Annotated in this window: 12 protein-coding genes and 1 pseudogene; 6 read left to right on the top strand and 7 right to left on the bottom strand. The window is 57.1% G+C overall.

Annotated elements, in window-relative coordinates; all coding sequences use genetic code 11:
* Positions 1-30: 30 nt before the first annotated feature.
* Positions 31-390 carry a DUF7344 domain-containing protein gene (locus LIX00_RS08305; protein WP_227352729.1) on the bottom strand — a complete coding sequence of 120 codons (360 nt, stop codon included), beginning with the start codon at positions 388-390 and terminating at the stop codon, positions 31-33.
* A 331-nt stretch (positions 391-721) separates the two neighbouring features.
* On the opposite strand from LIX00_RS08305, the gene LIX00_RS08310 reads away from it, so the two are divergent.
* Positions 722-1,669, top strand: a complete 948-nt coding sequence (locus LIX00_RS08310) for a DUF7504 family protein (RefSeq protein WP_227352730.1) — start codon at positions 722-724, stop codon at positions 1,667-1,669.
* Positions 1,670-1,775: 106 nt separating this feature from the next.
* Positions 1,776-3,860, top strand: coding sequence for a hypothetical protein (locus LIX00_RS08315; protein ID WP_227352731.1), 2,085 nt, complete (start codon positions 1,776-1,778; stop codon positions 3,858-3,860).
* On the opposite strand, the gene LIX00_RS26275 is transcribed toward LIX00_RS08315, so the two are convergent.
* From LIX00_RS26275 to LIX00_RS08325, 3 genes are all read right to left on the bottom strand, one after another.
* Entirely contained in the window at positions 3,855-3,989 is a 135-nt protein-coding gene (locus LIX00_RS26275; protein ID WP_438267037.1) for a DUF7503 family protein, read from the bottom strand. The two genes, LIX00_RS08315 and LIX00_RS26275, sit on opposite strands and share 6 nt — an antisense overlap.
* 320 nt (positions 3,990-4,309) lie before the next feature.
* Positions 4,310-4,546 (bottom strand): hypothetical protein, encoded by a 237-nt coding sequence (locus tag LIX00_RS08320; protein WP_227352732.1) that lies wholly within the window; start codon positions 4,544-4,546, stop codon positions 4,310-4,312.
* Complete coding sequence (locus tag LIX00_RS08325) at positions 4,546-5,358, bottom strand: helix-turn-helix transcriptional regulator (RefSeq protein WP_227352733.1); 813 nt, start codon at positions 5,356-5,358, stop codon at positions 4,546-4,548. The genes LIX00_RS08320 and LIX00_RS08325 overlap by 1 nt, the downstream gene beginning before the upstream one ends.
* A gap of 1,070 nt (positions 5,359-6,428) precedes the next feature.
* Between LIX00_RS08325 and LIX00_RS08330 the strand changes: the two genes are divergently transcribed.
* Both LIX00_RS08330 and LIX00_RS26490 read left to right on the top strand, forming a co-directional pair.
* On the top strand, positions 6,429-6,866 hold the full coding sequence (locus tag LIX00_RS08330; protein ID WP_497007338.1) for a DUF7972 family membrane protein: 438 nt from the start codon (positions 6,429-6,431) through the stop codon (positions 6,864-6,866).
* A pseudogene (locus tag LIX00_RS26490) lies at positions 6,839-7,288 on the top strand (DUF7972 family membrane protein). Before LIX00_RS08330 ends, LIX00_RS26490 begins: the two are co-directional and overlap by 28 nt.
* Before the next feature lie 229 nt (positions 7,289-7,517).
* Here the strand turns inward: LIX00_RS26490 and npdG are convergent.
* Complete coding sequence (npdG, locus tag LIX00_RS08335) at positions 7,518-8,186, bottom strand: NADPH-dependent F420 reductase (RefSeq protein ID WP_227352735.1); 669 nt, start codon at positions 8,184-8,186, stop codon at positions 7,518-7,520.
* Positions 8,187-8,385: 199 nt separating this feature from the next.
* Here npdG and LIX00_RS08340 point away from each other — a divergent pair, with 199 nt between their 5' ends.
* Positions 8,386-9,192: an aldo/keto reductase gene (locus tag LIX00_RS08340; protein ID WP_227352736.1), complete on the top strand. Its 807-nt coding sequence runs from the start codon at positions 8,386-8,388 to the stop codon at positions 9,190-9,192.
* Here LIX00_RS08340 and LIX00_RS08345 read toward each other — a convergent pair whose 3' ends face one another.
* Positions 9,193-11,160 (bottom strand): bacterio-opsin activator domain-containing protein, encoded by a 1,968-nt coding sequence (locus LIX00_RS08345; protein WP_227352737.1) that lies wholly within the window; start codon positions 11,158-11,160, stop codon positions 9,193-9,195.
* A gap of 123 nt (positions 11,161-11,283) precedes the next feature.
* Between LIX00_RS08345 and kdgK1 the strand changes: the two genes are divergently transcribed.
* A complete protein-coding gene (gene kdgK1 / locus LIX00_RS08350) occupies positions 11,284-12,237 on the top strand; it encodes a bifunctional 2-dehydro-3-deoxygluconokinase/2-dehydro-3-deoxygalactonokinase (protein WP_227352738.1) in 954 nt (317 codons plus the stop codon).
* A gap of 90 nt (positions 12,238-12,327) precedes the next feature.
* Here the strand turns inward: kdgK1 and LIX00_RS08355 are convergent, their stop codons facing one another.
* A complete protein-coding gene (locus tag LIX00_RS08355; RefSeq protein WP_227352739.1) occupies positions 12,328-13,521 on the bottom strand; it encodes a redox-regulated ATPase YchF in 1,194 nt (397 codons plus the stop codon).
* Positions 13,522-13,540 lie beyond the last annotated feature (19 nt).

Consider the following 13,540-nt stretch of genomic DNA (forward strand, 5'->3'; position numbering starts at 1 on the left):
TACCGTAGAACCCCATTCGTCTGTGGTCATTCACCCCGCTCGTGAGGGAAGTGGATCGATCATCGCTTTACCGTACGACCATAAAAGAATCCCTAATTCTGAAAGTCGAGGTAGATGTTCGTGTTCGAGACTGATCCTCATTTGTTCCTGTTCGGCAGGAGTAACTTCGTCGAATGGTCGGTTCTTCACACGACTGAAAAGCTCCATTGCCATCCGTGAAAGCGGAACAGCAGTGTCCTGCTCAATCAGGTAGTGAATCAAATACCGTCGGTGTTCATTTGCGAGAAGGCTATAAACTTCGTTTGGCTTCGACTCTAGGACTTTAGAATCGATCGGTTCCATCAGTTGACATAGTTCGTCAGTAATCTCTCCTTCGTCTTTGTCTGTCATTGGCTGTCTTACTCTGGGGGTGAATATGAATTGTCGCGTTTCCATTCATGTACGCCTGACCATTTACCTATGGTTTTAAATATGAAAATAATATCTCCTTCTATTACAGTATAGCGCTCAAATCAAGAACTCACAGGTGATGAGACAAGTTATAGTTGCAATCCATCGATTCGTTTTTAGCCCTCTGAGTTCAATAAAAGATACGCGGGGTGCTATGTTGATTTGAGTTGTTATTCTCTTCACCTCATTAGAATACGTTTAACCGTATTTTTTGCTAACGATCCCGTGGATTTTTGATTGTTCGGCTCTACTGACACAGAGGATTATGAGAGTGGAGAAAGAATCGGACGATGTCCCCTTCATATGCGGTGTCAGCACACCACTCGAATTCAAGTACAACCCGCAACAGGATCTCTCATTGGGTTCCGCTATTATCCAACATATGATCGAAGCAGCAGGTGTGGACCCGACAGACGTTCCCAAACCGCTGTATGCGAACGTGGATCCAGATGCCTTAGAAGCGGTGTTTCAACCACAGGAGGATGGGACCCCACCGACGGCCAGTACAGTATCATTTACGTTTGCAGGTCACTATATCACCGTTCAAGAGGACGGACACGTTCGAGTTGAGTCAGAACTCGGCCGCTTGAGACGGACCGGTGGCAACATTCTGGTCACGGGTAGCGTGCCAGAGGATGTTCTCGACCAACTGAGCGTGCACCTTCTGGGTGAACATTCACTCAATCGCTCGCTTTTCTTTGCCCAGTATGGAAAATCAGCCGAGGGCGCACAAAGACGGCTCTCGCAGATCGGGACACCAGCAGAGAACGCCCATATCCTAACGTACGAAGCAGGTGCAGGTACACGTTCAGCCGCACAATCGTACGTTAATGAGTCGCATCAGGCGAATGTTTCATCCGTGATTGGGACCCTTGAGGAGTTCCAAGCAGCAATTCAAGAGAAGATAGTCGATCTACAGGTACAGTGGAATGGATTTGATCCAGGGGAGCTACGATTCAGTTTCGACTCGCTTCGATTGCTTCTCGAAGAAGAGGACACCGATGCTGCCAGACGATTCATTGCAACAGTCACCAAAACAGTCGAAGACGCGAATGGACTCGGCCACTATCTTCTCCCGGATACATACTATTCAGACACTGTGCAAGCAGTCAAATCCGAATTTGATATCGTCATCGAACTACGGTTGAGTTTTAACGGGTTAGAACAACAACTGCACCTGCACGATACCGATCACACGACAAAGTGGTTCCCGATATAATAGGAATCGAACGAGGGGTTAGTTCGCATTCGCATAGTGGTAGCTCTCCTCCAGTGAACCAACTCCTTTGGGGAGCACCCGCAAAAAATCGCTGGGAGGGATACGTATGAACCCGATGTTCCATGCTTCTGGCGATGCAACTCTTACGATCATTGATCCGATTCAGCGGCGCCAGTATCCACTCCAATTATCCACCAATCCACATCCAGATCCCGTTGATACTAACCGGTTCTATTTTCCAGTCGATAATGCCGTATCAGTAACGACAGAGAACATCGAGTTGCCATATGTTGTAGGCGTCTTCGTTCGAAACCTGTCGGGCGATGTCCTCGTTAAAACGGAAGAGTTTGCCTACGAGGAGCTGCCAGAACGCGAGTATCTAATCGAACTTAATGGACCGATTAAAGTGTATCTCCGTGTCACCAGTGAACTCACGGTTGCATCGTCAACAGATCGGGTGGAGCTTGATTTTGGAGCAGTGACACGAGTCCAGATTGGGGCACGTTCATATCATGAACGACCGGGAATGACGATAACGACGACGAAAGAACCGTCCGACGTGATGAAAGCGATCTCCACGTTTGGTTCAGCATTAAAGACAACGAGCTGTGAGCGCTCACTTCCTTCGCTTCGCGGTCATCCTCCACAGATCACACTCGGTGATGAAATGCAGATTCCGGACGAACTCTCCGCACCTGCGTCCGGTGTCCGTATCGAAGTGCCGCCGAAATTACAAACGATCTACCCAGTGAGTTCCCTTGCATACTATCTTGGAGCAAACGTTGTTCCTGGTCCCCGTCCTCGGCTACTCACAGACCGCGGCTTTTGTCGGGACCTTCGCCGTTCGTCCGGGGACTTTGAAAGCGAAGTTGAGCGAGTGCTTAGACAGGTTTTCTTTTTCGATTGTATTACGCGGACTGAGGGGTATTATCAAGTTGAACTTTACGAGCGGCAAGCGATCGAGGAGCATCTTGACTTGGCGTTCGATGAATTGTATGAGAAATCGCTCGCTGAGCAGCTCGAAGCGTATCTCGAAGTTCCGTACCAGTCAATCCAGGATTATCTTCCCACTTGGCCCTTAACAACGTTTGTGACTGAGGAAGTCCAGAACATCGAATCGCTTCCATTCCTTGTCAATAACTTATCGCTTATTAGAACGGTCGAGAGTAAACGAAACCACGCTACTACACTTGAGTTACCCGACTCGGTTAACGGGTTCGTGCGAAGTACCGGGACTGATCACAGAGGGGAATCCAACAAGAGGTTTAATTCCTACGTAGCACCTCCCGAGACGGACTCTCTAGAACGAGCCTGGCTAGGAACCGGGAACCCTATCGGCGTGAATAAAATCATTAAGAAAGCGTTCGAGAATAAACTCTGCAGGAGAGGTTCTACCGAAGGGATCAAAATTACTGTAGTTTGTAATGATTCGGATATGAGCTCTGAATACGATGACGGTGATAGCCTCTACGGCGAACGCGACGAATTAGAGTTCAACGTCGACGTTCACCGAAATCTGACTGTAGAGGAACTACAGGCTGTATTTGCGACTGAAACCGATTTCCTCCATTATATCGGACACATATCAGACGATAAATTCGTTTGTCAGGATGGTGGCCTAAACATCGGAAAGATGGGCGATGTCGCAGTCGATACATTCCTGTTAAACGGATGTCGCTCTTACGAACAAGGCAAGCGGTTAATCGACGCAGGAAGTATTGGCGGTGTCGTAACTTACAGTCACATCGGGAACAAGAGCGCAACTACAGTTGGTCGACTAATTGCCCGGTTGCTTAATCGAGGGTTTTCGCTTCGGTCGGCACTTACGCTGGCACGCAATCAACAGATCGTTGGAAACCAGTATGTTATAGTCGGTGATGGGAGTGTGGAAATAACCCAAAGTGAAAGTGGGACCCCGATGATGTGCGAAATCAGATCGGGTGGAAAAGAGAGTAGATTCATGACTAAATTAACTACCTATCCAACACTGGAGCAAGGAGTGGGTTCTTACTATTGGCCATACATCGATGAGATTCAAACCTATTTCTTATCGGGAGGAGACCTCCCTCCATTCCCTCTCTCTACAGAAACCCTCTCTCAATTTTTACGTTTAGAACCGTTTCCTGTACTACTTGGGGACGATCTTTATTGGTCAACTGAAATCGATGTTTCGGATGTCCGATCCTTATGAGATCGTCGTACCGTGCGCTGCAGCAGCATTTCCTGTTTGTGTGAGGAGGAGGCAGATGGTGAACAGGACACCAAGCATTCGGGGATTCTCCGCGAGGTACGCCGTGACAGTGTCATTGCTTGTCGTCATGCATAAATTGCTAAGATGCCACTTGTATTATCTTTTGCTAAATAGTGTGAACAGAAGGTGAGTTGAAGATTTTACATCGATCCATGGTTTAACTGTTCCTTTTAGGATTAGTCCAAACCGGCCGCGATTTCGGGAGATAGAGCGCGTGGAAATGGGGCGATCCACGTCCCAAGAAAGCAGTGAAGGTTACGGATACGCGGTTGCTCATACAGATGCAACAAAACCGAGAAAGAGAGACGACGAACCGCTACAAATCGCGCGCTTGAAGCGGCTTACGGCACAATATCGTGGGTCCGTAAGGATGGTTACGATCGTTCCCGCTATTTCGTGAATTCGTCTGACTGATTACCTGCATACCAGATCTGCCCTTCTGGCTGATCGCGTTCAAGCCAGCCACTCTCTTTTAGTTGGTTGAGTACTTGCCGAAGTATGCTATTCGATGGCGGATTTTCTGGAATGTTCAGGCAGTCTTCGAGATCAGGAAGACGAAATGTTCCTTCTTCGGTCGCTACTTCAAGGGCTGCCAGGACGATTTTCGTCGATCGATGCGTAGTCATCAAGAACTCCTCAACTCGCTGTTCGTTCCGAGCGACTCCGGGGAGTCGTCGATACGTACTGCATCCGCCCAAATCCGTTCGAACAGCTTCGTTCCCCAAGTACGCGCCCGCTCTGTCTTCGCGATGAACACGGTCTGGACATCGTATGATCCGTCGAGGAGTGGAAGCGAGAGCAGCAAGCAGTCGTCAGTTACGGCCAATTCGAACGACACGTCGGCGACTCGTATGTCGAGATCCTCGATAGAACCGGAGATCGGACCCCCGTCATTCCGGAGAGCGGAAAGCACAGCCTCTGCTATTATGAGTCGACAACTCTCGCACCTATCGAGCAGCGCGCTCCACTGCCGTTGGTCGTAGATCGGTGCAACAACATCTGCAGAGGTCGTCGCTTCGAAACGATCCTCAACTTCGCGCACCGCTCGCGAGGGTTGTGTGTCAGTCGCTCGAATGATCGATCCCGGAACCAGTTCCGAGAGATCGAATTGAAACGAATGTGGGAGGGCGGTAACATCATGTGACTGCCAATACGTTTGATCCGTCTCGATGAGCTTTTCCAGCCTTTGCTGTCGATGGAGGAAGTTAACAACGAGTGAACCGGATCCGGTTAGGTACCATTGCTTCGACTGTGAATTGTAAACCAGCCCGTGATTCTCTAGATTCGAGAGAGCGTTGTACACTGCGGACTTGCTTGCACTCTCGTGCTCCAGTAATGCTTTGACTGAACGCTGTCCGTTAGAGATCCCTATAAGGACGGTAGTACGCGTCCGCGATCGAAGCACGTACCTGACGAGCGACTCTGATTCTCCCACCATACTTAGATATTTGATTTTTCCGCGTTTGAACCGTTCGATGCCCGATGTCGTTCTTTCTCCCGAATCGGCCGACAGGATGGTTTTTCATTGACGATGAGGGAAAACACACTGCGTCTCATAAACGACACTCCTTGCTTAGGGTAGACCCCGATTTTGTTATTTAGCTCATTCTCGGTGCTCAATCCATACATCCCGACAAGTGTACGAAAAAACACTCGCCGCTAAGAAGGTGTATTTGATATATTACATTTGGCATTAATTTACTTTCGTATCGTACGTTCCTGCGTTTTCACCGCAGGAGTAATTTAGATTCGGGATTCTTTTCGGCTAAATAGCTTTAAACCACCAGATTTAATCCGTGAGGGTTGTGGAAACATAACCATTCTGTTGGTACGCCGACTGTTTCAATCATTGCATTCTGAGCAAAATTAATACCGGCAGCCGATAATTAACAAATGTATTACATATATTCCAGTAACCATGTAATTATCCCGTTTTTGTCCAGTATGTACGGAGGAATCGAATAGTTCTGGGGTATTCTACTAATAGTAGAAAACGGGGCTTGGATTATCTTTCGAACTCCTCTTCTCGAGACACTGTTATCCCTTGTGTATGAAAGTATGTTAATCGGCCCCGGAGATTTTTTCTCTTGGCCCACGTTCGAAGCACGGGAAATTACCGAGGCCGTCACAGTCGCACTCCGCCGGTTCGGACTCGGCTTCGTCCTCCGGCGGGAAGACGTCGAGCGTTCCGCTGGCAGTCGTCGCTCTCAGACGTCCTCACTGACGAACTTCGACAGTCGTGTCTGCCATCAACCACTGGTGATCACTGTCCGCTGGGTTCCGGATCTCAACCCAGCCAGTCTCACAAACCAGCATCTCGAAGGTTGCCCCGTCAGACATTATATGCTGCCTCCGACGAGAGACGCGGTCGTTCGCGAGTGTTCCCGGAATTAATAGTGGTGAATATCAAGCTGGTCATCAGGGTTTCTTGAGGATGATTATTGCTCGAATCCCGCTTTGTTATGAATTCTCTACCGGAAGGATAAAGAGCTCCTACCGGGAAAAACAGTGGCGGTCGGGGGTGAATCTTGGCCATTAGCGCAAGGACGCTTCACGAGCATCACGGCCTTGATCTCCGTCGCCGTTGCGATTATTAAGTTAGTCCCCTCGCGAAAATTCCATACGCCCGGACAACTGCGCGAACAAATGCAGAATATCATCACGTATCGCGACCGCACCGAAGAGACAATCCAGAGAGCTACCATGCCAGCTACGCCGGCCGGCTTCCTCTCCGTTCGGCTTGACGGGACCCGAACGAACGCCCAACGGTTCGGAGGCAGAACCAAGGGCAAAGGCCATGATGACCGACTCGTCGACGAGTGTGACGAGATCGTGTCGACGACCACGGCGAACACCGACGAAATTACCGATGTTCTCTCACGGCCGGTCAAAATACTTGCACTACGCTCGCAGCCAGCTTGCGCATCGATTTCGCGCAGCGGTTAACCGAGGCTCGCCGCCTACGGACGGTGCACGATGACGAGCTGACGGAAGGTTCTAAGGAGGTACTTGAGGAGTTGATAGACAGCGTGGAGCAGGTGGATACCGCCCGGCAGTACTTCGTATCCCTCTATCCAATCCGAACTCGCCCGCCTCTCGCGGCTGTTACTGTACGTCGCCCTCCCGACGATTAGCAGCTCGATCCTGATGCACTCCTCTACGTTGGTGGCCCGAGCGAGGCCGTGGCGTTGGCGGGAATGCCAGCATTCGTCTTGTTCGTGTTGATGCTCGCGTTTAGCGTACTTGCAATCCCCTTTTCACACGTGGTGCGGATTGCGACGGTCGCCCAGCGCACTGCCGCAATTACGCCGCTTTCAACGCCCGCCGAGGAATCTCCTTTCGGAGAATCGAACAACGAAGTTGGATGACTATGCGACGAGTTGCCCAACACCGGAGTCCTCTTCACTAGTCGCCATCCTCCTAATCAACGATTACATCGAACGTCGGCCTACGAACGGTGCGCTGTCAATTCAGCCCGTTCCAAAGGACCTACCGAGAGACCGTCAGAGGTACTGTGCTGAGTACGCGCCCTGCGTTTAGCGCTGCCGTTAAAACCGATCACCAATTGAGGGTTTCAAAAGCTTTCGCGCGTCGAACCTAGTCGAATCGGACGCCGACGTCGTGCATCCCCTCGTTGTTGAGCGCGAGGTTGATGAGCAGCGGCGTCACGCTCTCGACCTCGGCGGCGTTGGCGATACCACCGGCGTCGAGCGCCCGCAAACCCTCTATCTCCTCGGCGAGCGTCCGAACCGTCTCCTTGGCGTCCTCGTCGTCGCCCACGAGGAGGGTGTCCTGCGAGAGTTCGACGTCGAGGTTGGCGAGGCGGTCGGCCGAGAGGTTGTGGAACGCGCCGACCACGGGCACGCCCTCGGGTGCGGACTCCGCGACGAGTTGCGTCACGCTCCCCGCCTTCGGCGGTTTGTAGTGGAAGCCGCCTTCGTCCCGGTCCATCCCGACGGCCGGGGTGACGAGCACGTCCGCCTCGGCGAGGCGGTCCGCGACGGCCTCGACCGTATCGCGGACGTAGAACGGCGGCACGGCGAGCACGACCACGTCGGCGCGTTCGGCGGCCATCCCGTTGGCGAAGCCGTTGATGGAGCGCGAGACGCCCAGACTGTCCAGTTCGGTCTCGTACTCCTCGGCCATCGCGCGGGCCTTCTCCGGGTCGCGCGAACCGATGACGACCTCGTGGTCGGTGTCGTACGCCCAGCGGAGCGCGAGTCCCTGCCCGATATCGCCGGTTCCCCCCAGCAGTGCGATTCGCATACACGGGGTGTCCGTCGGAGCGGGGTTAAGTTCTCCGGAACTCCCACCCTCGACGGCGGTTTCCGCGAATCGTTCGGATATAGATTTCGTACTCCGAACCGCCCGACGCTCGAAATCGCTGCCTCCGCCGGTTGCGAATCCCGCCGGAATTTCCGCCGCCGCAACCCCTTTTTTCGCGCTGACCCTTGCTCCGAGTACGATGACATACGACGCCAGCGACGGCCCGCCGAAACTCGGACTCGGAACGTGGCAGAACACCGACCCCGAGGAGTGCGTCGAGAGCGTGCGGTACGCCCTCGACCTCGGCTACGAACACGTCGACACCGCGCAGGCCTACGGCAACGAGGAGCACGTCGGCGAGGGAATCGAACGGTCGTCGGTCGACCGCGAGGACTTCTTCCTCGCCACGAAGGTCTGGATAGACGAACTCGCCTACGACGACGTGCTCGCCAGCACCCGGGAGAGCCTCGATAAACTCGGCACCGACTACCTCGACCTGCTCTACATCCACTGGCCCGCCCGCGAGTACGACCCCGAGGAGACGCTCGCCGCGTTCGACAAACTGTACGACGAGGGGACGATAGAGCACGTCGGCGTGAGCAACTTCGAGCCCGAACAACTGGACGTGGCGCGGGAGACGCTCGACGCGCCCCTCTTCGCCAACCAGGTCGAGATGCACCCCCTGCTCCCGCAGGACGAACTCGTCGAGTACGCCAGAGCGAACGACGTCAAGCTCGTGGCCTACTCCCCGCTCGCCCGCGGCGAGGTGTTCGGCGTGCCCGAACTGAACGAGGTTGCCGAGAAGCACGACGCCAGCGAAGCGCAGGTCAGCCTCGCGTGGCTGATGCAGAAGGACGTCGCCGCGATTCCGAAGGCGACCGGCCGCGACCACATCGAGGACAACTTCGCCGCCCTCGACCTCGAACTGGACGACGAGGACATCGCCAAAATCGACGGTATCGACGAGCGGGAGCGCGAGGTCGACCCGTCGTTCGCCCCGTGGTAGTCACTCCTCGAAAAACGCGGCGAGCAGCTTCTTCTCGGCCTTGCGGACGTGCTGGTGGAGTGTCGCCGAGGTGACGCCGAGCGCGTCGGCCACCTCTTCCGCGGTGCTCTCTCGTGGCCAATCGAAGTAGCCCGCGACGTACGCCGACCGAAGGGCTATCGACTGACGCTCGGTGAGGTCGACTTCGAGTTCAGCCCGTGACTCGTCGACCGTTCGGGCGGGTCGTTCGCGCTCGCGCTTCCCCACCAGTTCGGAGTCGGGGAACTCGTCTTCGAGCGCTTCGACGATGCCACGAACGTCCGCGTCCGGCGGGAGTTCGGCGACGATGTGCGCTTCGCCGTCCTCCGCGACCGCTTTCGTGATGGACGCGCCCCGTTCGATCAGCGAGAGAACCGGCGACGCGCCGGCGACCGTGATCTCGAACAGCGTCCCCCCGACCAACCTGACGTGGCGAACCGCGTCCGACTGCTCCGCGAGTCGCACCACCTCGCGTTCCGGTATCCCCTCGATGTGAACGTACTCGAGGAGCGTTTCTCTTCGAGACGGAATCATCTCTTGGAGAACGCACGTCGCGTCGAACTGAGCCGATATCGAGGTGAAAAACGCCGTTTCGTCGGTCAGTCGGAACTCCAGTTCGACGACCCGGTCCGCGTGGAGTAGCCGCTTGCTCTCGACGGCGTCGATGACGAACCCGACGAGTTCGCCGAGCGCTTCGAAGCCGGCGGCCTCGCGCTCGCTGAACGCCCCCGGGCGGGTCGCGTAGACGACCAAGACGCCGTAGATCGTCTTCCCGTGTGCGAGCGGAACCGCGATTCCGGATTGGATGTCCGTGTCGGCGATGGCCTCTTGCACCGATTCCGGATATCGGGAGTCGGTGGCGATGTCGTCCACGACCACCGGCGTTCCGGTACGGAGCACCACGCTGGCCGGGCGTTCCCACGCTCCGTCCTCGGTTCCCGCCTCGATGATGTCCCACGCCCCGTCGTCGATTCCCGCTCGGCTTCGCTGCGCGACCGACCCCGTCGTCCGGTCTCGTTCGCCGATCCACGCGAACCGGTAGAGGTTGGAGTCCGCCAAGCGAGTGCAGACCGTTCGCTCGACCTCGTCGCGGGTCGCCGTCGACGCGAGCGCCAGCACGAGTTCGCGGATGAGGGAGTTGATGCGGTCGAGCGTCCGCAGTTCGTCGCGCTGCTGGCGCAGGGTTCGCTCGCGTTCCCGGCGTTCGGTTACGTCGCGCGTGACGCCGACGACCGCCTCGGCCTCGTCGGAGAGGAAGGTGAATCGAGTTTCGACCGGGAGCAGCGTTCCGTCCGCTCGGACGAGTTCCGATTCGAGGGCCGCCACCTTGCGGCTCCCCTCCACCATCTCGGTCGCCTGTTCAACGCCTCGTTCCCACCCCGCATCGCTGCTGATGACCGACGCGTGCATGCCGAGCAGTCGGTCGCGGTCGTATCCGGTCATCGACGCGAACGCGTCGTTGACGGCGACGAACCGGAGGTCGGAGTCGAGAGCGTAGATTCCGTCGTCGACGGTCTCGAACAGGGTTTCGTACCGTTGTAGCTCCTGCTCGCGCTCCTTTCGCTCCGAGATGTTCCGCCCCGTGCCCGCCAACCCGACGACGGTTCCCTCCTCGTCCGTGATGGGCGACCCGTTGAACTCGTACGGAATTCGGTCGCCGTCCTTGGTGAGCAGATGCGCGTCGTACGTTCTCGTTTCTCCGCGTTCGAACACCGCGAGGGCCGCTTTCACCACCTCTTCGCGTTCCTCGTCGGCGATGAACTCCAACGGATGCATCTCTGCGATTTCTTCGTCGGTGTACCCGGTTCGTTCGGGTAAGCGGTCGTTCCAGCGTCGCGGCCGCCACCGACGGTCGATAGCATAGAATACGTCGGGAAGCGTGTCGTAGAGGTCTTTCTCGAACACCCCCCCTTCGGAATACTCCGTTTGCTTCCATTTCCGGTTACTCATGCGGCGATCAATGGCTATTCTAGTTAAGCAACGTACAATATAGATTGCGGCTGTGGAAAATTCCACTCCTTCTGGAATCCCGCGACCGGGCGAACTATGACTCCCGCGGCCAATCTCGTGGACATGACCGATATCGTAACGTTCGGCGAGACGATGTTACGCCTCTCGCCCCCCGATTACGAGCGAATCGAGAGCACGGCCACCCTCGAACTCCGGGCCGCGGGCGCGGAGAGCAACGTCGCCATCGCCGCCCACCGACTCGGAGCGGCGGCGACGTGGTTCTCGAAGCTTCCGGATTCCCCCCTCGGGCGGCGCGTGGTCGCGGGTCTCCGCCAGTACGGCATCGACACCGATATCGCGTGGAGCGACGAGGGCCGACAGGGCGTGTACTACCTCGAATACGGTACCGACCCGCGCGGGACGAACGTCATCTACGACCGCTCCGACGCCGCGGTCACGACGACCCGCCCCGCCGACGTTCCGCTGGACGCGATTCGAGACGCCCGCCTCTTCTACACCAGCGGAATCACCCCCGCCCTCTCGTCGACGCTGGAGTCGACCGTCGGCGAGGTGCTCGCCGCGGCGCAGGAGGCGGGGACGACGACCGCCTTCGACGTGAACTATCGTTCGAAGCTCTGGTCGCCCGCCGAAGCGCGCGACAGCCTGGCCGACCTCTTCCCGATGGTCGACGTGCTCGTGACGGCGGAGCGCGACGCCCGCGACGTGCTCGACCGGTCGGGCGACGCCGAGGAGATAGCCCGCGAACTCGCCGCCGAGTGGGACTTCGAGACCGTTATCGTGACTCGCGGCGCCGACGGCGTGCTGGCGCTCCACGACGGCGAGGAGATACGCCAGTCGGCCTTCGACACCGAGACGGTCGACCCGATAGGAACCGGCGACGCCTTCGTCGGGGGGTTCCTCGCCCGGCGACTCGCGGGCGAGGACGTGCCGACCGCCCTCGAGTACGGCGCGGCGACCGCCGCCCTCAAACGAACCATCCCCGGCGACATGGCGGTGCTGACGCTCGACGAGGTCGAACGGGTAATCGAATCCGAGGGGCGGAACATCTCGCGATAGCGCTTCGAGGAGCGACGGGAGGAGAGGTTGCAGCGCCGACTTCGAGGTCGTTCGGACCCCCCTCACGACGGTCGGAGGTTCCCCTTAGCGCTACTGGTTCGTCGAAACGATCTCCACGACGGAGCGGTGGTCCAACTCCGAACTCGCGCCTATCTGGCGCTCGCTTCGGCAGTCGATGCCGTGCAGGAACCCGTCACCGATGTCGCTGTGGAGGTGGTAGGCGAAGTCCTCGGCGGTCGAACCGCCGGGGAGGAGAAAGCAGTCGCGGAAGACGCCCTTCTCGCTAGCGGTTCCGTTCGCGGAACCGGGGAACACCGCGATGAGGTTCAGTTCGTCGAACAGCGCGGCTTCGATGGCGCGTTGGACCCCCGTCCCGCCGAACTCCGCGGTGAACTCCCGAATCCGCTCCAATCCGGTTTCCTGTTCCTCGCTCACGTCGCCCGTTATCTCGAAGTCGGCGTCGCCCGCGTCGTAGTCGACGACGCCGCGCTCGTCGGCCTTCTTCAGCGCCTTCTCGGCGTGCGCGCTGACCGGAACGACGGTGAGGTGGTCGTAGTCGGGGTCGGACGCGATATCCTCGTAGTTGGTCCGCGCTTCGGGCGTGTCCATCTTGTTCGCCGCGACGACCATCGGTTTGGTGCGCTTGCGAACCTCGCGGGCCAGCGCCTCGCGGTCGTCGTCCCCCCACGTCTCGGGGTCGAGTTCGAGCCCGAGCGAGAGGATGACCTGCTTTATCTCGTCCTTGTTCGTCTTGAACGCGCTCATCTGCTCGGCGAGGTCTTCCTCGACGTGCTTCTCGTCGCCGTCGTAGCCCGACCGGTAGCGTTCGATGCCCTTCTCCAGGATTTCGAGGTACCACATGTCGAGTTCGTTTTCGAGGAACGCGACGTCCTCGCGGGGGTCGTGGCCCTCGGTTGGTTCGCCCTCGATGTCGGTCCGACCGGAGAAGTCCACGACGTGCACCAGCACGTCGGCTTCGTTCAGGTCGGTGAGGAACTGATTGCCGAGGCCCTTCCCCTCGTGCGCGCCGGGAATCAGCCCGGCCACGTCCACGAGTTTCGTGGGGACGTAGCGGGTTCCTTCCTCGCAGAAACCGACGCTGGGGGTGCAGGATTCCTCGAACTCGGGCGCGGCGCAGTCCACCCGGACGTAGGCCTCGCCGACGGAGGGGTCGATGGTCGTGAAGGGGTACGCGCCCTCCGGCACGTCGTTCATCGTCGCGGCGTTGAAGAAGGTCGATTTTCCCACCGAGGGCTTCCCGACCAGACCGATCTTGTAGCTCATTGGGCCGGAGTCGGCCATC

This window comes from Haladaptatus salinisoli, from assembly GCF_020614375.1.
GTDB lineage: Archaea > Halobacteriota > Halobacteria > Halobacteriales > Haladaptataceae > Haladaptatus > Haladaptatus salinisoli.

Bases quoted from the DNA above. Each gene is read 5' to 3' on its own strand.
- LIX00_RS26275 (WP_438267037.1), bottom strand. From the start codon at position 3,989: ATGACGACAAGCAATGACACTGTCACGGCGTACCTCGCGGAGAATCCC.
- kdgK1 (WP_227352738.1), top strand. From the start codon at position 11,284: ATGACCGATATCGTAACGTTCGGCGAGACGATGTTACGCCTCTCGCCC.
- LIX00_RS08355 (WP_227352739.1), bottom strand. From the start codon at position 13,521: ATGAGCTACAAGATCGGTCTGGTCGGGAAGCCCTCGGTGGGAAAATCG.
- npdG (WP_227352735.1), bottom strand. From the start codon at position 8,186: ATGCGAATCGCACTGCTGGGGGGAACCGGCGATATCGGGCAGGGACTC.
- LIX00_RS08345 (WP_227352737.1), bottom strand. From the start codon at position 11,160: ATGAGTAACCGGAAATGGAAGCAAACGGAGTATTCCGAAGGGGGGGTG.
- LIX00_RS08315 (WP_227352731.1), top strand. From the start codon at position 1,776: ATGAACCCGATGTTCCATGCTTCTGGCGATGCAACTCTTACGATCATT.
- LIX00_RS08340 (WP_227352736.1), top strand. From the start codon at position 8,386: ATGACATACGACGCCAGCGACGGCCCGCCGAAACTCGGACTCGGAACG.
- LIX00_RS08320 (WP_227352732.1), bottom strand. From the start codon at position 4,546: ATGACTACGCATCGATCGACGAAAATCGTCCTGGCAGCCCTTGAAGTA.
- LIX00_RS08305 (WP_227352729.1), bottom strand. From the start codon at position 390: ATGACAGACAAAGACGAAGGAGAGATTACTGACGAACTATGTCAACTG.
- LIX00_RS08325 (WP_227352733.1), bottom strand. From the start codon at position 5,358: ATGGTGGGAGAATCAGAGTCGCTCGTCAGGTACGTGCTTCGATCGCGG.